Consider the following 21,492-nt stretch of genomic DNA (forward strand, 5'->3'; position numbering starts at 1 on the left):
CCGGAGCCTCACGGCTCGGCTGGTCCGGACCTCACCACCTCCGGCCGCGGGGCCGGTTTCCATCGCCAACATGCCGGCTAGACATGCTTTTGCGGAGTGCTGAAGTCCAGTATGTTTGCCGAAATGCCGCTCGACAATCGCACGGTAGTCCAATTTGCGGCCCAAACCGCCTCACAGGCTCTTTCAGGCCGTCTCAAACGCTGTCAGGGACAAAACGACCTAATGTTTCGTCGTGACAGGCAGTTTTGTAACATTGAACCCAAGATACGTCAATATGACTGACATAAATTTCTCAGGCATGGCTGCCAAGCCCGATTCGCAGGGAAATGACCACGCTTCTGCGGCGGGGCGGGCGCGACCTGCGCTGGGACATCATCGAGCTGTTGTTCTTCGCCTACCGCGACTTCGTCGGCGACGCCGACCAGGAGCTGGAGGCGTTCGGCTTCGGCCGCGCCCACCACCGCGTCATCCACTTCGTCACCCGCTACCCCGGCCTGAAGGTCGCCGACCTACTCGACGTCTTGCGCATCACCAAGCAATCGCTCGGGCGGGTGCTCAAGCAACTCTTGGACGAGGGCTACATCGTGCAGAAGACCGGCAACAATGACCGCCGGCAGCGCCTGCTCTACGCGACGCCGAAAGGCGAGGCGCTGGTCGCCAAGCTCGCAGGGTTGCAGACCGACCGCATCAACCGCGCCGTCGCCGGCATCGATCCGGCCGGCATCGAGACGGTTCGCCAATTCCTCCGCGCGATGATCGATCGCGACGACCCCGACAAGGTGCTCGAAGCGATCTTCGGCGGCGGCAAGAAAGCAAGGGAGTGAACCTGGTGCAGGCTGCAACCATGATGCGCGCGCCGATCGAGCCGGCCGACGACGCGCCGCATCTGCTTCTGGTCGACGACGACCGCCGTATTCGCGACCTGCTGTCGCGCTTTCTCTCCGGCGAAGGCTATCGCGTCACGACGGCAATGAGCGCCACCGATGCGCGCGCCAAGCTGCTCGGACTGCATTTCGACCTCCTGATCCTCGACGTGATGATGCCCGGCGAGAACGGTTTCGACCTCGCCCGCTTCATCCGCACCTCCTCGACGGTGCCGATCATCATGCTGACCGCCCGGCATGAGGCGGAAGCCCGCATCGAGGGCTTGCAGATCGGCGCCGATGACTACGTGGCAAAACCGTTCGAGCCGCGCGAGCTGGTGCTGCGCATCGGCAACATCCTCAAGCGCACGGCGCCGCCGCAGGTCGTCACCGTCGAGCAGATCGCGTTCGGCCCCTACATCTTCCACATCGAGCGCAGCGAGCTGCGCCAGGGCGAGGAGATCGTCCATCTCACCGACCGCGAGCGCGAGATGCTGCGCATCCTCGCCAGCGCGCCCGGCGAGACCGTGCCGCGCGCCGCGCTGACCTCCGGCGGCACCGTCAACGAACGCGCGGTCGACGTGCAGATCAACCGGCTACGGCGCAAGATCGAGCACGATCCGGCCAATCCGCTGTTCCTGCAGGCGGTGCGCGGCATCGGCTATCGACTGGTCGCCTCGCCGTAAGATCCAGCCATGAGCACGCTCGATTCCGGCCTGACCCTGATCAAGAACGCCTCGCAGCGCGTCTCGAAGGCGAACGGCTGGATGGGCAACGCGTTCAAGAGCTGGATGCCGACGGGCCTCTACGCCCGCGCGCTGCTGATCATGATCGTGCCGATGGTGATCCTGCAGACCGTTGTGGCGTTCGTGTTCATGGAGCGGCACTGGAACACGGTGACGCGGCGCCTGTCGGCCGCGGTGGTGTCCGACATTGCCGCGCTGATCGACGTCTACAAGATCTATCCGCAGGACAAGGATCGCGGCGCAGCTGCGCGGCATCGCCCAGAAGCTGCAGCTGGTGGTCGATTTCCTCCCCGCCGGCGACATGCCGCCGCCGGGGCCGAAGCCGTTCTTCTCGCTGCTCGACCAGACCCTGTCGGTGCAGCTTGGCCGCCAGATCAGCCGCCCGTTCTGGATCGACACTGTCGGCAAGTCCAATTTGGTCGAGATCCGCGTGCAGCTCGACGATTCCGTGATGCGGATCTTCGCCCAGCGCAGCGCGGCCTATGCCTCCAATTCGGAGATCTTCATCTTCTGGATGCTCGGCACCTCGACGATCCTGCTGATCGTCGCCGTACTGTTCCTGCGCAACCAGATCAAGCCGATCCTGCGGCTCGCCGACGCCGCGGAAAGCTTCGGCAAGGGCCGCGAGGCGCCGAATTTCCGGCCGCGCGGTGCGCGCGAGGTGCGGCGCGCGGCGCAGGCCTTCATCGAGATGAAGGCGCGCGTCGAGCGCTCGATCGAGCAGCGCACCGCGATGCTCGCCGGCGTCTCGCACGATCTGCGCACCATCCTGACCCGCTTCAAGCTCGAGCTCGCCTTGATCGGCGAAGGCCCCGAGATCGACGCGATGCGCAAGGACGTCGACGAGATGTCGATGATGCTGGAGGACTACCTCGCGTTTGCACGCGGCGATTCCGGCGAGGTCGCGCAGCCGACCGACATGGCGATGGCGCTGGAGGAATTGCGCAGCGACGCCGAGCGCCACGGCCACACCGCAACCGTCGCGTTCCACGGCCTGCCGATCGTGACGGTGAAGCCGGCCTCGTTCAAGCGCTGCCTCGCCAACCTCGTGTCGAATGCGGCGCGCCATGCCAACACGATCTCGATCACCGGCCAACGCGACCACCGCTACCTCAACATCACGGTCGACGATGACGGCCCCGGTATCCCCGCCAACATGCGCGAGGAAGTGTTCAAGCCGTTCCTGCGGCTCGACGATGCGCGCAACCAGGACGAGGGCGGCAGCGGGCTTGGGCTCGCGATCGCCCGCGACATCGCGCGCTCGCATGGCGGCGACATCCTGCTCAGCGAGAGCCCGATGGGCGGCCTGCGGGCCACGGTGCGGGTGCCGGTGTAGCACAGCGTTTTCGAGCGAAGTTGACGCCGGTTCGCGTGAAGAACGCATCCGAACAACAAGAGCTACCAGCGATAAGACAACGTGCCGATGACCTGCCGTCGTTCGCCGGAATAGCAATAGCCGGACTGGCAGGTCTGGTACTGCGTGTCGAACAGATTGGTCGCGTTCAGGCGCGCGGTGGCGCCGAGAAATCGCCGGTCGAGCTTGCCCAGATCGTAGTCGATCACGGCATCGAACAGCGTCGTCGCCGCATTCTGGAATGTATTCTGGTCGTTGCCGAAGTTGGTCCCGATATAGCGGACGCCGAGGCCAAGCCCGAGCCCCTCGACGGGAACGCCGGACTGGAAGGTGTATTTGCCGAAGGCGGCAAAGGAATTCCGCGGAATGCCCGACAGCTCGTTGCCGGTCGTGTCCGGATTGCCCTGCGTGATCACGACGTTGAGATGGGTGTAGGCCGCGGTGAGATCGAATCCTTGCTTGAGCGCCAGCTTCGCCTCGAGCTCGACGCCCTTGGATTCGACCTGCCCGGTCGCGGCCTGGAACGCCATGTTGTTGGGATCGGTGCGCAGCACATTGTCCTGCGTGATGTCGAACACCGCCGCGGTCAACAGCACCGGAAGCTGCGGCATCTGGTACTTGATGCCGATTTCCTTCTGCTCGCCGGTGGTCGGTTTGAACGGTGTCCCGGATACGTCGACGCCGACCTGCGGTGCGAATGACGTCGCATAGCTGACATAGGGCGCGATGCCGTCGTCGAAGACGTAAGCGAGGCCCGCACGGCCGGTGAAGGCGGCCGCCTTCTGCGTCGACGGCACGCCGTCGAGGCCCGCGGTCGTGGTCTGCGACACCCAGCTCTGGCGACCATTGAGGGTCAGAACGAAGCCGCCGAGCTTGGCCTGCTCCTGCGCATACACCCCGACCTCGTCGGTCGACTGCTTGTTGAAGATCGAGAACGCCGGCGTCGCGATCGCCTGCGCGCCGTAGTTCATCGTCAGGAGATTGAGGTCCGGCGCCGCGCCGTAACCGATCTTGTCGTTGTAGTAGGAATGGCCGTAGTCGACGCCGAACAGCACCGTGTTCTTGACCGCGCCGAGCATGAACTTGGCCTCGGCCTGGTTGTCGAGCGTGACCGTGTTGAAGCTATCCAGGATCCGCCAGGCGGAGCGCGACGCGAGATTGGTGCCATAGTCGATCGAATCGATCTGGGTGTATTTCGCGTCGGTGTCGACCTGATAGAAACGGAAATTCTGCCGCACCGTCCAGACGTCGTCGACATTGTGCTCGAACGCATAGCCGATGCGATACTGCTTCTGATCCATCGCGCTGAACGCCGGATCATTCGAGTAGATGTTGGTCAATTGTCCGTCGGGCGTGCGGAAATTGCCGATGCTGGCGGCGGTTCGGCTGCTTTGGTATTCGCTGAGGATGGTGAAGGACGTATCGGCGTCCGGCCGCCAGGTCAGCGCCGGCGCGATGTAGGTGCGATCGTCGTCGTTGCCGGGATACCAGGTCTTTGCCTCGCGCAGCAAACCCGTCAGCCGGTAGTACAGTTGATCGCTGCCGGGCACCGGGCCGCCGAGATCGAAGCTGCCCTGGTAGCGATCGTAAGTGCCGGCCTGCAGCTGCACCTCGCCGAACGGCGTCAGGGTCGGCCGCTTGGTGGTGACATCCACGATGCCTCCGGGCGAACCGAGACCGTAGAGGCCCGAGGCCGGACCACGCAGGATCGACGCGCTGTCGAGACCGTATGGCTCGATCTTCGGGATCGCGAAGTTGCCGCCGCCCTGGCGCAGGCCGTCGCGATAGATTCCGGTATAGGTCGCATCGAAACCGCGGATGTAGAAACTGTCGAACCTCGGATCGTAGCCGAACGCCGTGGTCGTCACGCCGGGCGTGTAGTTGACGGCGTCCTTGAGGGTCTGAACGTTGCGATCCCGGAGCTCCTTCTGGGTCACGACCGAAAGCGACTGCGGCGTTTCGATCAGCGCAGTGTTGGTCTTGGTGCCGGCGCTGCTGCCGGTTGCGACGTAACCGGTCGTCGTACCGATATTGCCTGCGGTGCCCTGCGAGCGCGGCGCCTGGCTCTGGCCGGGTGTCGCAACACGGCTGCGTCGGCTCGCCGCGACCGCGCGCGAAGACCTGGTGCTCTGACTGGAAGCCGCCGCAGCGCGCTTCTTCGGCGCACCGGGCTGCTCCACTGTCACGGCCGGAAGCACGTTGGCATTGTTTTGTGGAGGACTGGTCTGCGCCTGAGCACTGGCGACGTTCGCACCCGCTGCTCCAAGCATCACCGAACCAAGAAACGCTGCATTGATCGCAGCCGTTGATCCAAGCAAGCCGCGCTTGCTTCGATACCAAATCATTCCCACCGAACAAATCCCCACACGCCCAGACTGATCTCGATCGAGGCGCACCTTCCTCATGCCGCGACATCGATTGCGGCGGACTTCTATCGATGGGGTGCGCGAAATTCCACACGCGCAAAATAGAATTGCTTGAAGCGCACACGATGCGAAACACTGGAACGATTCAAGATGTACGCATTTGAACGATTCAAAACGACACGTTGTCGCAGCGAGCTTGCAGCGAATGCGACGCGCGTCGTCGCTCGAACGCGAAACGCGCAGCCGATCGCTCAATGATGTCGCATCCCGTCGACGTCATCGCGCCAAGGAGCGCACGAACGCGCGGCGGTGAACCGTCATCCTGAGAGAGTGCGATTGTATTCAATGTCGTCCTGCGAAAGCCCATTACCCAAATCGCTTGCTGTCGTGCGACGCTGGGCCACTACGCGCTCTCAATCGAATTCGGTGGTTATGAGCTTTCGCCAGGACGACGGCGTGGGAGGCCGCTCGCTACAAGTTCCCATACCGTCATCCTGAAGGTGCGCGCGGAGCCTGTCATCGGGCCGCGCTCTGCGCGGACCCGGTGGCGCTCCTCAGGGGAGGGATCGGATGGATTGCACACCCCCCTCAGCACAAGATTGCTCCGCAATTCTCGTCGCGAACTGCTAGCAACGAGGGAGATGCGAAGTGCAACAACCACTCGGCATCAGGGGTCGTAGGCGCGCAACCGAATGCGCGGCGCCCTACTTCTGCTTGGGCAGGAGGCTCTTCAGCTTTTCCATGTCCTTGACGTTCATCTTCATGCCGCCGGGCATGATGATGTCACCGGGCTTCTGGTCGGCCTTGCAGGCGCCGAGCCATTTCGCCTCGATGGTCATCGTGGTGTCGCGGGCGCCGGCCGCACCGCCCTCGGCATGCGAGGTGCTCTTCACTGTGTAGGCGGAATTGAAATCGCCGACGATCTCGGCATGGCTCTGCATCGACATGCCGGCGACGCTGCACACGCTGTCGCTGACATAGCCGGTCGCGGTCTTCTGGACGTCCTGCTTGGAGCAGACCTCCTTGGCCATCGGCGAGGCCGCGGCGCTCATCTCCTTGTCGGTGGTCTCGTCGGTGCAGTGCTGCATGGTGATTTCCGGCATCGGCCCGCCAGTGCGCACCATTTTCATCTCCCACAGCCCGGCCTTGCGAATCGGCAGGTCGACGGCACTTGCCGCGCCAGCGGACAGGACGAGGCATACAGCAGAACCAATCAAGGCAAGCTGTCGGGTCATGCGGTCGGCTCCCGGCTGAACGATCGGAGGATTTAAGGGCGCGCTCAGTAGAGCGCGCGTACCGGCCTTTCGGCGGTGCCATACGGCACCCAGCGACAGGCGAAGGAGATGTAGCCGCCCGGGTAGCGCTGCACTGCCAGGAACTTGACCACCTTGCCGTAGGAGGCGCAGTGGTCGACGGCGAGTTGCCGGGCATCGGTCTGGGCCGCCAGCGAATAGGCGATGATACCGCCGGTATCATTGCCCTTGAACGGCGGCACCGGCTGCAGCCAATCGGCTTGCGCCGGACCAACGGCCAGCATCCCGCTAACGGCAACCAGGCACGCGGCCAATTTCGTTCGCATCGCAGACTCCATTTCGCTTGAGGCCCAACATAGAGTGCGCCGGCGACCGTGAAAAGAACGAGCCGGCAGCCGGAAGTGGACTTCTCGACAGGTGTTGCCGCGCTGCACTTGACCTCGCCGGGGCTTCGCGGCACCGTCCGCCGCATCGGATAATCGGGTGGATTCCCATGCGCAACCTGTTCAACTCCCGCAACAAACTAGGCCGCACGCTTGGCCTCGGCGCCGCACTCGTGGCCGGCACGCTGGCTTTCGGGGGCACGGCGCAGGCCGCCAATCCGTTCGAACTGAATTTCTGGCTGTCGGGCCCGCGCTATGACGGCAATGTCGCCCCCTGCGAAAAGGCCCTGGCGACCATCAGCGATCAATTCCACGAGAAGGAAGCCACCTTCTGGAATTCGCCGCTGGTCATCACCGGCTTCAGCCGGATCCACGAAACCGCCTTCCGCCCCTGGCAGTCCGACAATATCCCGCGCCGCTATTGCTCGGGCGATGCGCTGCTGAGCGACGGCAAGGTGCGCAAGGTGCACTATTCGATCATCGAGGACGGCGGCTTTGCCGGCATCGACCAGGGCGTCGAATGGTGTGTCGCCGGGCTCGACCGCAACTGGGCCTACAACCCGTCGTGCAAGGCCGCCCGGCCCTGATAGCCCGACCAGATTGCTGAAACAGAAGCCGCCGCCATCAAAGCCGGCGGCTTTTGTTCTTGAAATGTTCCAAATGCCTGTTAGGCTGCGGGACGATCGCGTGAGGGGGAGCGTTTGATGCCTCGGTTGGACACAATTTCCCGATTCCTGATTTCCGCTGTCGTTGCTCTCTGTGGCGCGGTTGGGGCTTCGGCCCAGGATCGCCGCCAGAACGCGCCCGGCGAATTCGATTTCTATGTGCTGTCGCTGTCATGGTCGCCTTCGTTCTGCGAGGCGGCGAGCGAGCGGGGCAACAATGGCCGCGGGACCCAGGCACAGTGTGGCGGCCGGCCCTACTCCTTCGTGGTGCACGGGCTGTGGCCGCAATATGAACGTGGCTTCCCGGAATACTGCCAGCGGCCCTCGCCGCGGCTGGCCCGCAACATCATGACCTCGATGCTCGACCTGATGCCGGCGCCCGGGCTGATCTACAACGAGTGGGACAAGCACGGCACCTGCTCCGGCCTCGGCGAGCGCGCCTATTTCGAAGCGATCCGCAAGGCCCGCGCCGCGGTGAAGATCCCCGAGGAATTCCTGCAATTGACGGAACCGAAGACGATCGCGCCCGACGAGTTGGAGACGGCCTTCATCAAGGCCAATCCCGGACTCAGCAACTCCGCGATCTCGGTGACCTGCGACAGCCGGCGCCTCAGCGAGGTGCGGATCTGCCTCAGCAAGGATCTGCAATTCCGCTCCTGCGAGGAAATCGATCGCCGCGCCTGCCGCCGCGATCAGGTGCTGATGCCGCCGGTGCGCGGCGGCTGATCCCTCCCCGTCATGGCCGGGCGGAGGCGCGCCGCGCAGCGTCCGCGCTGACTGTTCCGGCCATTCTCGCCCTCGCGAATCCGGCAAGATCAGGCGTCGATGCCCGCGACAAGCCCGGGCATGACGAAGTACAACATGCGCATCCCTCTCGGAGCGCAGCGCGATAACCGCATGAACTACCGCCACGCCTTTCATGCCGGCAACTTTGCCGATGTTATCAAGCACATCGTGCTGGTGCGGATGCTGACCTATCTGCAGGAGAAGCAGGCGCCGTTCCGTGTCATCGACAGCCATGCCGGCGCCGGCCTCTATGACCTGACATCGAGCGAAGCCGAGCGCGGCGGCGAATGGCTCAGCGGCATCGCGCGGTTGATGCAGGCGCGACTCTCCGACAAGGCGCTGCCGTTGATCGCGCCCTATCTCGACATCGTCAGGGCATTCAATCCGCGCGGCGAGTTGAAAGCCTATCCCGGCTCGCCGCTGATCGCGCGGGCGCTGCTGCGCCCTCAGGATCGTCTCACGGCCTGCGAGATCGAACCGACCGCACGCAAGCAACTGATCGACGCGTTGCGGCGTGATGCGCAGGCGCGCGTCGTCGATCTCGACGGCTGGACCGCGTTGCCAGCATTCGTGCCGCCGAACGAGCGGCGTGGCCTGGTGCTGATCGATCCGCCATTCGAAGCGAAGGACGAGTTCGAGCGGCTGGCCCGCGCTTTCACGGAGGCGTTCGCGAAGTGGCCGACCGGTGCATATCTTTTGTGGTACCCCGTAAAAACCCGGAGGGCCACCGACGAGCTCGCGCGCAGCGTGGCTGCTGCTGCAATGAGCAGCCGACCTGCCGGAAAATGCTTGCGTCTGGAATTCAGTGTGGCGCCGCAAGAAGCGGGCGCAGGCCTCGTTTCCACCGGCCTTTTGATAGTGAATCCGCCGTGGACGCTCGCGGGCGAGCTGAAGATCATCCTGCCCGAACTCGAGAAGCCGCTCGGTCAAGGCGGCGCGGCGCGCTTCAAACTAGAGACGCCTAAAGCTTGATCGAAAAGCACCCACTGAAAAGTTCGATTTTGAGCATAGGCAATTTGCGCGGAACCGTATTATGCTCATCCTGTTACGACTGGCTTTACGTTCCGCTTCCGCGAATGGTTGCGGCGGAGTGACAAGGCCGAAATAAAATCCAGGCAGACCGGCGGCGTGACGCCGGCCTGCTCAGGTGGCCAAGCTTCCGACAAGCGAATGTCGGTCAACCGCTACGCGACGTGCGCGTAGCGGTGGAGCAATACGGGGGAGGAGTTTTCCCGATGGCCATGACTGGGACAGTCAAGTTCTTCAACGGAGAGCGTGGCTACGGCTTCATCAAGCCTGATGATGGCGGCCGCGATGTGTTCGTTCACATCACCGCTGTCGAGCGGGCAGGATTGAAGGACCTGACTGAAGGACAACGCATTACGTTCGAGGTTGAGCCGGACAAGAAGGGCAAGGGCCCGAAGGCGGTCAACCTGGTGGTTTCATGATGAGCGCTCGCGGTGCGCGGCTCGTGATGACCACCGACTGAAGCGTTGCGTGTGAGTTGACTGCGGAGCGCGCGGCGCGCGCTCGCTGCATGACCACCCTGCATGATGCGGACGCGACTGGCCGTGCCGCACGCTCAAAGCGTGCGGCCGGCTGGTCGGCTTCGCGAACGGGGCGGCGTGCATGCTGCTGCGCGCAATATGCAGATCGTCGGCACAAAGAAAAACCCGGCCGCGCAGGGCGCAGCCGGGAGTTGATGGTCGACGTCTTCTTGTTCTCAGAAGTGATAGTTGATGCCGGCGCGAACCAGGCTGAAGCTGTAGCCGTTCGACGCGCCGCCGGTGATGGTGAAGTTGCTGTTGGCGAGATCGACATAGAGATACTCGATCTTGGCGCTCCAATGCGGGGCGAAGCCCATTTCGGCGCCGGCGCCGACGGTGAAGCCCGCGTTGGTGTGGGACTCCGTGATGCCGAAGGTTTCGCCGCGCAGTTCGCCGAAGGCGAGACCGCCGGTGGCGTAGAACAGCACGTTGTTGACCGCATAGCCGGCGCGGCCGCGCACCGTGCCGAACCACGGGTTGGAGAACTTCCAGGGCGCGAACCGGTCGTCCGCAGTCGTGCCCTGGATATCGGCCTCGAGACCGAACACCCAGGGAGAGCCGTTCTGGAAATTGTAGCCGGCCTGCACGCCGCCGACGAAGCCGGACGGCTTGGTCGGGTTGTTCTCTACCGAGCCCCAGCCATAGCCGGCATTGCCGCCGAGATAGGGGCCGGCCCAGCTATAGGCATTGAGCGGCTGATAGACGGTGTAGGGCGAACCATAATTGAGGTCGGCCGCCGCCGCCGAGGTCGTCCAGCCTGCGACGATCAGTGCCAGCGCACGCGCAACAAACCGGGTCATGGGTACTCTCCACCACGCAACTGCCGCAGCCCGCAGGCCGGGGCCTGCGTGGTTACGGAATTCCACTTTTTTCGCTAAGGTTTATCGAGAGTTTTGAGTTAAAGGGCTGTTAAGCCCGGTTACCGGCCCGCTCATCAGTCTTAACAATGTGTTACCCGCCAGCTGCTGCCACGGCGCAGGGTTGGTAACCTGCTGCGATCGGGGCTGTTTTCCGATGCCGCCAACGCTGGCGAGCGGTCCCCCAAGCGCTTAGTTTACGGCCCATGGTTCACGATTCTCCCGAGCGCCCGGCGCCGACCTCCAAAGCTGCCGACAAGCCACGGCGCGGTTCAAAGTCCGATCTGCCGCAGGACGACCTGACGCTCGACACCAGCGACGTCGATCCCGAAACCTCCGCCGCCGAGGAGGAGGATGACGCGCGCCTGCCCGAGGCGTCCGAGGACACCGTCGAGGCGGTCGCCGAGGGAACCCTGTCGGTCGGGCACGCCGCGATCGAGAACGCGGTGCGCCTCGCCCCGACTTCGCCCGGCGTCTACCGCATGCTCAATGCCGCCAATGACGTGCTCTACGTCGGCAAGGCGAAGAACGTCAAAAAGCGGCTATCGTCCTATGCGCGCGCCAATGCGCCGTTGCCGGCGCGCATCCTGCGCATGATCGCGGCGACCACCCATGTCGAGATCGTCTCGACCATGACCGAGACCGAGGCGCTGCTGCTCGAAGCCAATCTGATCAAGCAGCTCCGCCCGCGCTTCAATGTGCAGCTGCGCGACGACAAGTCGTTTCCCTATATCCTGATCTCGGGCGACCATTGGGCGCCGCAGATCCTCAAGCATCGCGGCGCGCAGTCCAGGCCCGGCCGCTATTTCGGCCCGTTCGCCAATGCCGGCGCGGTCAATCGCACGATCACGGCACTGCAACGCGCCTTCCTGATCCGCTCCTGCACCGACGGCTTCTTCGAGAGCCGCACCCGGCCCTGCCTGCTCTATCAGATCAAGCGCTGCGCCGGCCCCTGCACGCGCGAGATCGATTTTCCCGGCTATAGCGAGCTGGTGCGCGAAGCGACCGAGTTCCTCTCCGGCCGCAGCCACGCGGTGAAGGAGTTGCTCGCGGCCGAGATGGAGAAGGCCTCCGGCGAGCTCGAGTTCGAGACCGCGGCATTGTACCGTGACCGCCTCGCGGCGCTGTCGGCGATCCAGTCGCAGCAGGGCATCAATCCGCGTACGGTCGAAGAGGCCGACGTGTTCGCGATCCACCAGGAAGGCGGCTATTCCTGCGTCGAGGTGTTCTTCTTCCGCACCGGCCAGAACTGGGGCAACCGCGCCTATTTCCCGAAGGCCGAGAAGAGTTTTACGCCGGAGGAGGTGCTGTCGTCGTTCCTCGCGCAATTCTACGACGACAAGCCGCCGCCGAAGCTGATCCTGCTGTCGCACGAGATCGAGGAGAGCGCGCTGCTCGCCGACGCGCTGTCGGTGAAGGCCGGATCCAAGGTCGAGGTCTCCGTGCCCAAGCGCGGCGAGAAGAAGGAGCTGATCGGCCACGCGCTGACCAATGCGCGCGAGGCGCTCGGCCGCAAGCTCGCCGACACCGCAACCCAGAGCCGGCTGCTGGAGGGCATGGTCACCACGCTCGGCCTGCCGCGCACGCCGAAGCGCATCGAGGTCTACGACAACAGCCACATCCAGGGCACGAACGCAGTCGGCGCGATGATCGTGGCCGGACCCGACGGCTTCATGAAGAACCAGTACCGCAAGTTCAACATCAAGTCCGAGGGCCTGACGCCCGGCGACGATTACGGGATGATGCGCGAGGTGCTGGAGCGCCGCTTCAAGCGGCTCGTGAAGCCGCCGGAGGGCGATGCCGCCAAGGACGCTGCCAAGGCCAGGGAAAGCGACAAGACGGACGACGACTCGTTCCCGCAATGGCCCGACCTCGTGATCATCGATGGCGGCCGCGGCCAGCTCAACGCGGTCCGGGAGATCTTCGAGACCCTCGGGCTGACCCAGGTCTCGCTGATGGCGGTGGCCAAGGGACCGGAGCGCGATGCCGGTCGCGAAACCCTGTTCATGCCGGACCGAGAGGCCATCAAGCTGGAGCCGCGCGATCCGGTGCTGTATTTCATCCAGCGGCTGCGCGATGAGGCCCATCGCTTCGTGATCGGCTCGCACCGCAAGCTGCGCAAGAAGGACATCCGCGAGGCCGGCTTGCAGGAGATCCCGGGCATCGGCCCGTCGCGCAAACGTGCCTTGCTGCACCACTTCGGAACGCTCAAGGAGATCGAGCGGGCCTCGATCGCCGACCTCGGCAAGGTTCCCGGCGTCAGCGCCGAGAGCGCCCGCAAGATTTTCGAGTTTTTCCACGCCCAGCCGGGTTAAACCAAAGGCGAGTCATCAGGGCGTCGCCTGCGACGGGGCATCTAGGGCATGATGCGGCAAAGCGTGCGGCAATGTTACGAAAAGATCATGCTTAAACAACGAGCTAAGGCGCCATGATGATTCCGCGTAATCTCGCCGCGCTTTGGCGCCCGCACGGTTGACCTTCTCGCTTCAGCGGTATTGGTAGAACGGATGAACATCGCCACGACCCGGGGACAGACCAAGACCCTGTCCCTCCCGAATATCCTGACCTACGCCCGGATCGCCGCCATTCCGGTGGTGATTGGCTGCGTCTATTGGCAGTCGATCCTGGACGGCCCGTTGTGGCTGCGCTGGGTGGCGCTGGCCGTGTTCATTGCGGCGGGGATCACCGACTATCTCGACGGCTATTACGCCCGGATGTGGGACCAGCAGTCCGCATTCGGCCGGATGCTCGACCCGATCGCCGACAAGCTCTTGGTCGCCTCCAGCCTCTTGATGCTGGCCGCCGACAATTCGATCCATGGCTGGACGCTGTGGGCCGCGATCGTGATCCTGTGCCGCGAGATCCTGGTCTCGGGCCTGCGCGAATATCTCGCGGGGCTCCGCGTCAGCGTGCCCGTCACCAAGCTTGCGAAATGGAAGACGACGATCCAGCTCGTGGCGATCGGCTTTTTGATCGCCGGCGAGGCGGGCGAGCAGGTGTTCCCGGCCACCACGTTGATCGGCATCGTGCTGCTGTGGATGTCGGCGATCTTCACGATCTACACCGGCTGGGATTACTTCCGCGCCGGCATCCACCACCTCATCAAGGAGGATGAGGGATGAAGCTGAAATATTTCGCCTGGGTGCGTGAACGGATCGGCAAGGCCGAGGAGATCGTCGAGCCGCCGGCCGAGGTGCGCACCATCGGCGAGCTGATCGGCTGGCTTGCTGCGCGCGACGACGCCTACGCCTACGCGTTCGAGAAGCCTACGGTGATCCGCGCTGCAATCGACCATGCCCACGTCAAGGCGGATGCGGCGATCTCCGGCGCGCGCGAGATCGCGTTCTTCCCGCCGATGACCGGCGGTTAAATCTTCCAATGACTGTCACAGCGACCATTCGCATCCAGCAAGCCGACTTCGACGTCGCACAGGAGATTGCGGCCTTGAGCAAGGGCCGCACCGATGTCGGCGCGGTGGTCAGCTTCAGCGGCATCTGCCGCGGCAGCGAACAGGGTGAGCCGATCGCGGCACTGACGCTCGAGCACTATCCAGGCATGGCGGAAGCCGAGATCGCGCGCCATGCCGACGAGGCACTGGCGCGCTGGCCGTTGCAGGGCCTCACCGTCGTCCATCGCTTCGGCCGCATCGCGCCGGGCGAGAACATCGTGCTGGTCGTGACCGCCTCGGCGCACCGGCAGGCCGCGTTCGAGGCAGCCGAGTTCCTGATGGACTATCTGAAGACCAACGCGCCGTTCTGGAAGCGCGAGGAAAGCGCGCGCGGCGCCAGCTGGATCGAAGCGCGCGACCATGACGACGCGGCCGCCGCGCGCTGGACCAAATCCTGATGGCCAAGCGCAGCAAAGCGCCGGCCAGGCGCAGCCCAGCCGCGCCCAAACCTCCGAAGGTCGGCGCCGGCGAGCTTCATACCCTGTTCGATTTCCTGCGCTACGCGGTGAGCCGCTTCAACGCCGCCAAGCTCGTATTCGCGCACGGCACCACCGATCCGGTCGCCGAAGCCGCGTTCCTGATCTGCGAGACGCTGCATCTGCATCCCGACCAGTTCGAGAATTTTGCCACCGCGCGCGTCACCCTCGCTGAAGGCAAGCAGATTCTCGACCTGATCGAGCGGCGGATCACAACGCGGAAGCCGGCCGCCTATCTCGTCAACAAGGTCTATATGCGGGGCCTGCCGTTCTATGTCGACGAGCGCACCATCGTGCCGCGCTCCTTCATCGGCGAATTGCTGGACTCGCATTTCGGCGGCGACGAGGACGGCACCTCGCTGATCGGCGATCCCGCCGACGTCGACAGCGTGCTCGACCTCTGCACCGGCTCCGGCTGCCTTGCGATCCTGGCCGCTCGGCATTTTCCCAATGCCGCGGTCGACGCCGTGGATATTTCAAAGGATGCGCTCGAAGTCGCCGCGCGCAACGTCGCCGATCACGGCCTCGACGATCGCCTGACGCTCTACCGCGGCGACCTGTTCAAGCCGCTCGGCGCCAAGCGCTACGACCTGATCATTTCGAAACCCACCCTATGTCGATGCCGACGGCATGGCGGCGCTGCCGCGCGAATGCCGCGCCGAGCCGAAGATCGCATTCGACGGCGGCGCCGACGGGCTCGATATCGTCCGCCGCCTGCTCGATCAGGCCAGGCAACACCTCACGCCGCAGGGCGGTCTGCTCTGCGAGATCGGCCGCGGCCGCGACAATCTCGAGGCCGCCTACCCCAATTTGCCGCTGCTCTGGCTCGACACCGAGGACTCCGAGGGCGAGGTGTTCTGGATCGCCGCCGCCGACCTCTGACCGCTGACTCCGTTGATCGACGGAGCCCGATCTGGGTGGGGCGAAAATCGTGTGCAGTTCCAGCCGGTTCCGAAGATCGCTCGCCCGTCGAATCAACAATGGTGCTAAGGTCGCGCTCCGGGGACGTTCGGAGAGAGGGCGCGGGCGCGCGACATGATTCGCATTTCGACGATCTTCATCGCCATCTGCATGGTGCTGGTCGCAGCCTCGCTCGGCTTCGTGCTGTATTCGGTGGCGGGCATCAGCGGATCGGAATCGGCGATCGTGGCGCTCACCGCCCTCACCTGCCTGATCCTCTACAATGCAGTCTCGATGCGGTTGCGAGACCGCAGCGATGTCGGCGGCCAGATCGCGGATCTGTCGCGCGGCACCGCCGACCTCGCCCGCCAGGTCGCCGAATTCGGCCGCCGGCTGGCCGCGGTCGAAGGCCGGGTCGCCTCGGCCAACTCCACCGGCGCCGACCGGATGCAGGGCATGGCCGGCGAGATCAGCGAACTCGGCGGCCTGGTGCGGCAGCTCGCGGCATCCGTCGCCCATCATGAGGATCTCCTGGCGGCAGGCCCGGCAGTGCAGCCGGTCGCCGCGCCGCGCGACGATCTGCTGCAACCGGCCGCGCCGGCTCCGACCGCGGTGTTTGCGCCGGCACCGCCCCCCGCGCCTGCGCCGGCGATCTCGCGCACCCAGAGCCAGCTGGTCGGCGCGATCAAGCAGGCGATCGACGCCAACCGCCTCGACATCTACCTGCAGCCGATGGTGACGCTGCCGCAGCGCAAGGTGCGCTATTACGAGGCAGTGACGCGGCTGCGCGACGAGCGCGACCAGGTGCTTGCGGCCGACGATTTCATCGAGGCCGCCGAGGCTGCCGGCCTGATCGGCCGTATCGACCACATGGTGATGCTCCGCTGCGTCCAGGTGCTGCGCCGCCTGATGATCCGCAGCAAGGATGTCGGCGTGTTCTGCAACGTCTCGGCGTCGACGCTCGCGAGCCCGGCGCACTTCAGCCAATGCCTCGACTTCCTCGAAGCCAACCGCGCGCTGGCGCCGTCCTTCGTGCTCGAGTTCAAGCAGGCGACCTTCCGCCATCTCGGTCCGGTCGAAAGCGAGAACCTCGCGGCGCTGGCGCAGCGCGGCTTCCGCTTCTCGATCGACCATGTCAGCGACCTCCGCCTCGAGCCGCGCGAGCTCGCCGACCGCGGCGTCCGCTTCATCAAGGTGCCGGCGACGCTGCTGCTCGACGCCGACCGGGGCGCGACGTCGGATATCCATCCGTCCGACCTTTCCGACCTGCTCGGCCGCTACGGCATCGACCTGATCGCGGAACGGATCGAGGGCGAGCGTTCGGTGGTCGATCTGCTCGACTACGATGTCCGGTTCGGCCAGGGCTTCCTGTTCGCGCCGCCGCGGCCGTTGCGGCCGGAGGGGGCATCTGCTACCGCCGAGGCTCCGCAGGCCAACCCCCAGGACCTTAATGGCGCCAGCACATCCGCATCCGTCTCCAGCCCCGCAGCGCCGCCGCGCGCAACCGGCAGCGCCGCACTGGCGCGCCGCGCGCTCGGCCCGAATTAGAGCGTTTTCGAGCGAAGTGGGCGCCGGTTCGCGTAAAGAAAACACGTCAAAGCAAGAGTCGCGAGCGCCGTTCCGATTTGATCGGAACGGCGGCTCGAGCCGGCGGATCGCGTCATGAATTCACTGCGTTTCGTGGAGCGGCTGCGCGACCTCACTGGCGACGTCGACGTCGTGCTGTCGGACATCTGGGGCGTCGTGCACAACGGTCTCGAATCCTTTCCCGAGGCCTGCGAGGCCCTGCACACCTTCCGCAAGCAGGGCGGCACCGTCATCCTGATCACCAACGCGCCGCGCCCGGCCGATTCCGTGCAGCGCCAGCTGCGCAAGCTCGGCGTCGCGGACGAGACCTATGACGCGATCGTCTCCTCGGGCGACCTGACGCGGCATTTCGTGGCTGACCATCCCGGCCAGAAGATCTTCTGGATCGGTCCGGAGCGCGACAGCTCGATCCATCGCGGCCTCGACGCCACCATGGTGCCGCTCGAGCAGGCCGACTACATCATCTGCACCGGCCTGTTCGACGACGAGACCGAGTCCGCCGAGGACTATCGCGACACGCTGATGAAGGCGCTCGCGCGCAAGCTGACGTTGGTCTGCGCCAATCCTGATATCGTGGTCGAGCGCGGCGACCGGCTGATCTACTGTGCCGGCGCGGTCGCCGAACTCTATCGCGAGCTCGGCGGCGAGGTGATCTTCTACGGCAAGCCGCACCGGCCGATCTACGAGCGCGCCATGGCGCTGGCCACCGAGCACCGCGGCCATCCGACCGAACTCGGCCGCGTGCTGGCGATCGGCGATTCCGTGCGCACCGACCTCACCGGCGCCCACAACTTCGGCATCGACCTTCTGTTCGTCACCCGCGGCATCCATTCCGAACAGTTCGAGGGTATCGAGCAGCTCGATGCGGCCTCGATCAAGGAATTGTTCGGCCATCCGCCGCGGGCGCTGATGCGCGAACTGAAGTGGTAACGGCGAACTCTCTGCGCTCCCTCTCCCCGTTCTTCACGGGGTCGAGACGAGCGAAGCTCGCTCTTAGAGGGTTGGGGTGAGGGGCTGCTTCCGCGAGTAACGAACGCGGTTATGGGGGGATTCTTACGGTCGCTGGGAAACGCTGCTTCGTGGGCGTGCGCTCAGATCCATCCAAGAAAAGCGATAAGGCAAATCAGCAGCTCCTGAAGCTGGCCGCTGATGACATCGCCCAATTGATCGAATATCGGGACTAAAGAGGAAGAACGACATGAGCCAGGAAATCATCGATTTTGTGGAAGCCGAAGAGGACCTCCTCATCGATTTTCAGTTCCTTGTGCAAGACGTTCTTAATGCGAAGGGCGTTTCGAAGACCGAACTGGCCAAACGGACTGGGATTAGCAAGGCGCGCCTTTCTCAAATCTTGAGTGCTGAAGCGAATCCCAGCGTTAAGACGTTCGCACGTCTCTTTCACGCCTTGGGTGTGAAGGTGGAGCCGAAAATTGCCTCGCATCGCAGCGACCCTGCTTCCGTCCCGCACCAAAGAAGCGAAGGACGTTGGGAGATCGGTCATGTGTCGAAAGAGGCCCGCCTCTCCTCCGCTGCCGGTCATGTCATTTGTCGTAACGGCAAAAAACATGCGAACGAAGGATTCGGAAGCTTAGTCTAGCCCCGCCATTGATTTGGCAGCGAACTCGGTGATTGCCTTCCGTCTTTTTGGCAGATTGGCTTTCTGCCTGCGCCGTCCCATCCATTTTCCAAAGCGCTCTCGCCGCCGGCCTTTCCCTGCTCCTCAGCGGTATGAGCGCACTCAGGAACGTCGCCGGTATCGATATCGATGAGCCGCTTGGGCTCTCTAGGCGCTTAGCAGGCACTTCTTACGCTTCGGACCCTTCTTGGGCTTCCTTATGCCGTACTCAACTTCGGCGTCCTTGGCATGGCTCGTTGCCTGCTTAGGCGAGCCAGCGAAGGCGACCAAATGGCGGCGGCTGTCCTACTTTACGAAAATCTCGTAGCCTGTGCGGGTTTTGGTGATCACTCGGGGTTTTGTCGTGCCGGCAACATGCGGTGTTGTCAGTCAACGTTCCAGTGCGAAGCCGGCGACCCCCAAAGGCGCAAAATGCCCGGGACGAGCCCGGGCATGACGTAAATTTCAGTTGATGCGACGATGGACGCGCGTCTTACGCCGTCGCCATATCGGGGAAGACCGCCTCGATCTTGGTCTTCAGCGTGGCGGCGTTGAACGGCTTGACGATGTAGTTGTTCACGCCGGCCTTCTTGGCCGCGATCACGTTCTCGGTCTTGGATTCCGCCGTGATCATGATGAAGGGCGTGGTCGCGAGATTGGGATCGGCGCGGACTTCCTTGAGCAGATCGTAGCCGGTCATCGGCTCCATATTCCAGTCGGAAATCACCAGGCCATACTTCTTGCTGCGCATCTTGTTGAGTGCCGCGGAGCCGTCGGAGGCGTCGTCGATGTTCTCGAATCCAAGCTGCTTGAGAAGATTCCGGATGATGCGGATCATGGTGCTGTAATCATCAACCACCAGAACCGGCATGGACAAATCAACCGCCATCTTTTCCCCCAAAACACTGACGCAACTTGGCTTCTGCACGAACGCAGCTTTCCGCCAACGACTAACAGCAGGCGTTAAACAGCGCGTTAACCGGCTGAACCCGGATTGTTACGGATTTGACGCGATTTTCGCTAAGCTTGACTTCCACGCGGCCGCCGCGTCACGGTCCGCCGCGCACCAATCATGCTTAAGAATCCTTGAAGAACACCTGACATGAGCACCGGCTTTACAGTTATCCGCGACACCACGCCCGAAAGCGCCATTCCGAAGGGCGCCGTGGTCGCGATGGGAAATTTCGATGGCGTCCATCTCGGTCACCGCGCCGTGATCGGCGCGGCGCTGGCGATGGGCAGAGCGCGCGGCGTGCCCGCGCTCGCCGTGACCTTCGAGCCGCATCCGCGCAGCTTCTTCAGCCCGAACACTCCGCAATTCCGTCTCACGGACGAGACCAACAAGCTGCGCCTGCTCGCAGCCACCGGGCTCGCCGGTGCCGTGGTGATGACCTTCGACAAGGCGCGCGCCGGGACCACGGCGCAGGATTTCATTCACCATGATCTGATCGCACGGCTCGGCATCAGCGGCATTGCCGTCGGCTACGACTTCCATTTCGGCAAGGGCCGGGTCGGCTCGCCGAGCCTCTTGGTCAGCGAAGCGCCGCGGCTCGGCATCGAGGTCGACGTGCAGGCCCATGTCGACATCGAGGAGCGCCCGGTCTCCTCCAGCGCCATCCGCATGGCACTCGCCGAAGGCCAGGTCAGCGATGCCACCACGATGCTGGGCGGGCCATGGTTCGTCACCGGCAAGGTGATCCATGGCGAGAAGCGCGGCCGCGACCTCGGCTATCCCACCGCCAACATCCGCCTCGACAAGCATTGCGGCCTCAAGCACGGCATCTATGCGGTGCGGGTCGGCAAGGCCCAAGGTGAGGACAAGGAGAACGACAAGGTGCGGTTCGACGGCGTCGCAAGCTTCGGGCGCCGTCCGACGTTCGACAACGGTGCGCCGCTGCTCGAAGTGTTCCTGTTCGATTTCAAGGGCGATCTCTACGACACGGTCCTCGATGTCGCATTCATCGGTTTCATTCGCGAAGAGCTGAAATTCGACACCATCGAGGCGTTGATACGCCAGATGGATGACGACAGCGCCAAGGCGCGCGCGCTTCTCGCCGCCGCGCCGGACGCGTTCCCGCAGCTCGGAGTGATTGGTTGAAGACAGAGAAAGAGAAAATGCTGGCGGGCGAGCTGTATCGCCCGGATGCGGAGCTCGCCGCCGACCATACCGCGGCGGAACACTGGATGGCCCGCTACAATGCGTCGGGCGCCTGTTCGGCGGCCGAGTTGCATGCGCTGCTCGCCGAGCGCTTCGCAGGCGTCGGTAAGGATGCCGTGATCCGCCCGCCGTTCTTCTGCGACTACGGCACGAATATCCGCCTCGGCGACGGCGTGTTCCTCAACTTCAATTGCGTGATCCTCGACGTCGTCGCGGTCACAATCGGCGATCGCACTCAGATCGGCCCCGCGGTGCAGATCTATACCGCCGACCACCCGCGCGATGCCGAAACCCGGCGCGCGGGCCTCGAATTCGGCCGCCCGATCCGGATCGGCAGCGACGTCTGGATCGGCGGCGGTGCCATCATCCTGCCCGGCGTCACCATCGGCGACGGCGCCCTGGTCGGGGCCGGCAGCGTGGTGACCCGGGACGTCGCCCCCGGCGCGGTCGTGGCCGGCAATCCGGCCCGGCCGCGGGCTGGGTAGCGG

General features: G+C 64.3%; 20 protein-coding genes and 3 pseudogenes. 18 read left to right on the top strand and 5 right to left on the bottom strand.

The genetic code is table 11. From position 1 onward, the window contains the following. Positions 1 to 298 precede the first annotated feature (298 nt). From ACVW17_RS01435 to ACVW17_RS01445, 3 genes and pseudogenes are all read left to right on the top strand, one after another. Positions 299 to 824: pseudogene (locus ACVW17_RS01435) on the top strand (MarR family winged helix-turn-helix transcriptional regulator). A 20-nt stretch (positions 825 to 844) separates the two neighbouring features. Beyond that, entirely contained in the window at positions 845 to 1,549 is a 705-nt protein-coding gene (locus ACVW17_RS01440) for a response regulator transcription factor (protein WP_456756291.1), read from the top strand. A 9-nt stretch (positions 1,550 to 1,558) separates the two neighbouring features. Beyond that, positions 1,559 to 2,945: pseudogene (locus tag ACVW17_RS01445) on the top strand (ATP-binding protein). 62 nt (positions 2,946 to 3,007) lie between these two features. Here ACVW17_RS01445 and ACVW17_RS01450 read toward each other — a convergent pair. The 3 genes from ACVW17_RS01450 to ACVW17_RS01460 all read right to left on the bottom strand — a co-directional run bounded on the left by ACVW17_RS01450 (position 3,008) and on the right by ACVW17_RS01460 (position 6,908). Beyond that, positions 3,008 to 5,308: a TonB-dependent siderophore receptor gene (locus ACVW17_RS01450; protein ID WP_456756292.1), complete on the bottom strand. Its 2,301-nt coding sequence runs from the start codon at positions 5,306 to 5,308 to the stop codon at positions 3,008 to 3,010. Positions 5,309 to 6,033: 725 nt separating this feature from the next. Beyond that, on the bottom strand, positions 6,034 to 6,564 hold the full coding sequence (locus ACVW17_RS01455) for a DUF3617 domain-containing protein (protein WP_456750136.1): 531 nt from the start codon (positions 6,562 to 6,564) through the stop codon (positions 6,034 to 6,036). A gap of 44 nt (positions 6,565 to 6,608) precedes the next feature. Next, positions 6,609 to 6,908 carry a hypothetical protein gene (locus ACVW17_RS01460; protein WP_456750137.1) on the bottom strand — a complete coding sequence of 100 codons (300 nt, stop codon included), beginning with the start codon at positions 6,906 to 6,908 and terminating at the stop codon, positions 6,609 to 6,611. 167 nt (positions 6,909 to 7,075) lie between these two features. Here ACVW17_RS01460 and ACVW17_RS01465 point away from each other — a divergent pair, with 167 nt between their 5' ends. From ACVW17_RS01465 to ACVW17_RS01480, 4 genes are all read left to right on the top strand, one after another. Continuing rightward, entirely contained in the window at positions 7,076 to 7,552 is a 477-nt protein-coding gene (locus ACVW17_RS01465) for a hypothetical protein (protein WP_456750138.1), read from the top strand. 117 nt (positions 7,553 to 7,669) lie between these two features. Further along, complete coding sequence (locus tag ACVW17_RS01470) at positions 7,670 to 8,356, top strand: ribonuclease T2 family protein (protein ID WP_456750139.1); 687 nt, start codon at positions 7,670 to 7,672, stop codon at positions 8,354 to 8,356. Between the two features lie 171 nt (positions 8,357 to 8,527). Next, positions 8,528 to 9,388, top strand: a complete 861-nt coding sequence (locus ACVW17_RS01475) for a 23S rRNA (adenine(2030)-N(6))-methyltransferase RlmJ (RefSeq protein WP_456756293.1) — start codon at positions 8,528 to 8,530, stop codon at positions 9,386 to 9,388. Between the two features lie 263 nt (positions 9,389 to 9,651). Further along, positions 9,652 to 9,864 (top strand): cold-shock protein, encoded by a 213-nt coding sequence (locus ACVW17_RS01480; RefSeq protein WP_016844477.1) that lies wholly within the window; start codon positions 9,652 to 9,654, stop codon positions 9,862 to 9,864. Between the two features lie 275 nt (positions 9,865 to 10,139). Here ACVW17_RS01480 and ACVW17_RS01485 read toward each other — a convergent pair whose 3' ends face one another. Continuing rightward, a complete protein-coding gene (locus tag ACVW17_RS01485; RefSeq protein ID WP_456750140.1) occupies positions 10,140 to 10,763 on the bottom strand; it encodes an outer membrane protein in 624 nt (207 codons plus the stop codon). A 263-nt stretch (positions 10,764 to 11,026) separates the two neighbouring features. Between ACVW17_RS01485 and uvrC the strand changes: the two genes are divergently transcribed. The 9 genes and pseudogenes from uvrC to ACVW17_RS01530 all read left to right on the top strand — a co-directional run bounded on the left by uvrC (position 11,027) and on the right by ACVW17_RS01530 (position 18,828). Further along, positions 11,027 to 13,135, top strand: a complete 2,109-nt coding sequence (uvrC, locus tag ACVW17_RS01490; protein ID WP_456750141.1) for an excinuclease ABC subunit UvrC — start codon at positions 11,027 to 11,029, stop codon at positions 13,133 to 13,135. A gap of 192 nt (positions 13,136 to 13,327) precedes the next feature. Beyond that, positions 13,328 to 13,942, top strand: coding sequence for a CDP-diacylglycerol--glycerol-3-phosphate 3-phosphatidyltransferase (pgsA, locus tag ACVW17_RS01495; protein ID WP_194458636.1), 615 nt, complete (start codon positions 13,328 to 13,330; stop codon positions 13,940 to 13,942). Continuing rightward, positions 13,939 to 14,190, top strand: coding sequence for a molybdopterin converting factor subunit 1 (moaD, locus tag ACVW17_RS01500; protein ID WP_456750142.1), 252 nt, complete (start codon positions 13,939 to 13,941; stop codon positions 14,188 to 14,190). The genes pgsA and moaD overlap by 4 nt, the downstream gene beginning before the upstream one ends. An 8-nt stretch (positions 14,191 to 14,198) precedes the next feature. After that, positions 14,199 to 14,666 (top strand): molybdenum cofactor biosynthesis protein MoaE, encoded by a 468-nt coding sequence (locus tag ACVW17_RS01505; protein ID WP_456750143.1) that lies wholly within the window; start codon positions 14,199 to 14,201, stop codon positions 14,664 to 14,666. Then, positions 14,666 to 15,349, top strand: a pseudogene (gene prmB, locus ACVW17_RS01510) (50S ribosomal protein L3 N(5)-glutamine methyltransferase); the annotation flags it as partial. The gene ACVW17_RS01505 and the pseudogene prmB, both read left to right, overlap by 1 nt. A 25-nt stretch (positions 15,350 to 15,374) precedes the next feature. Further along, a complete protein-coding gene (locus tag ACVW17_RS01515; RefSeq protein ID WP_456796708.1) occupies positions 15,375 to 15,626 on the top strand; it encodes a hypothetical protein in 252 nt (83 codons plus the stop codon). A 153-nt stretch (positions 15,627 to 15,779) separates the two neighbouring features. Beyond that, positions 15,780 to 17,192, top strand: coding sequence for an EAL domain-containing protein (locus tag ACVW17_RS01520; RefSeq protein WP_456750145.1), 1,413 nt, complete (start codon positions 15,780 to 15,782; stop codon positions 17,190 to 17,192). Between the two features lie 114 nt (positions 17,193 to 17,306). Then, a complete protein-coding gene (locus tag ACVW17_RS01525) occupies positions 17,307 to 18,161 on the top strand; it encodes a TIGR01459 family HAD-type hydrolase (RefSeq protein ID WP_456750146.1) in 855 nt (284 codons plus the stop codon). Between the two features lie 268 nt (positions 18,162 to 18,429). Then, a complete protein-coding gene (locus ACVW17_RS01530; protein ID WP_456796709.1) occupies positions 18,430 to 18,828 on the top strand; it encodes a helix-turn-helix domain-containing protein in 399 nt (132 codons plus the stop codon). Positions 18,829 to 19,339: 511 nt separating this feature from the next. Here ACVW17_RS01530 and ACVW17_RS01535 read toward each other — a convergent pair. Continuing rightward, on the bottom strand, positions 19,340 to 19,735 hold the full coding sequence (locus ACVW17_RS01535) for a response regulator (protein WP_050402761.1): 396 nt from the start codon (positions 19,733 to 19,735) through the stop codon (positions 19,340 to 19,342). 213 nt (positions 19,736 to 19,948) lie between these two features. Here ACVW17_RS01535 and ACVW17_RS01540 point away from each other — a divergent pair, with 213 nt between their 5' ends. Together ACVW17_RS01540 and ACVW17_RS01545 are read left to right on the top strand one after the other, a co-directional pair. Next, positions 19,949 to 20,944 (top strand): bifunctional riboflavin kinase/FAD synthetase, encoded by a 996-nt coding sequence (locus ACVW17_RS01540; protein WP_456750147.1) that lies wholly within the window; start codon positions 19,949 to 19,951, stop codon positions 20,942 to 20,944. A gap of 17 nt (positions 20,945 to 20,961) precedes the next feature. Next, positions 20,962 to 21,489: a sugar O-acetyltransferase gene (locus ACVW17_RS01545; protein WP_456756294.1), complete on the top strand. Its 528-nt coding sequence runs from the start codon at positions 20,962 to 20,964 to the stop codon at positions 21,487 to 21,489. Positions 21,490 to 21,492 lie beyond the last annotated feature (3 nt).

Source organism: Bradyrhizobium sp. USDA 4473, assembly GCF_054063335.1.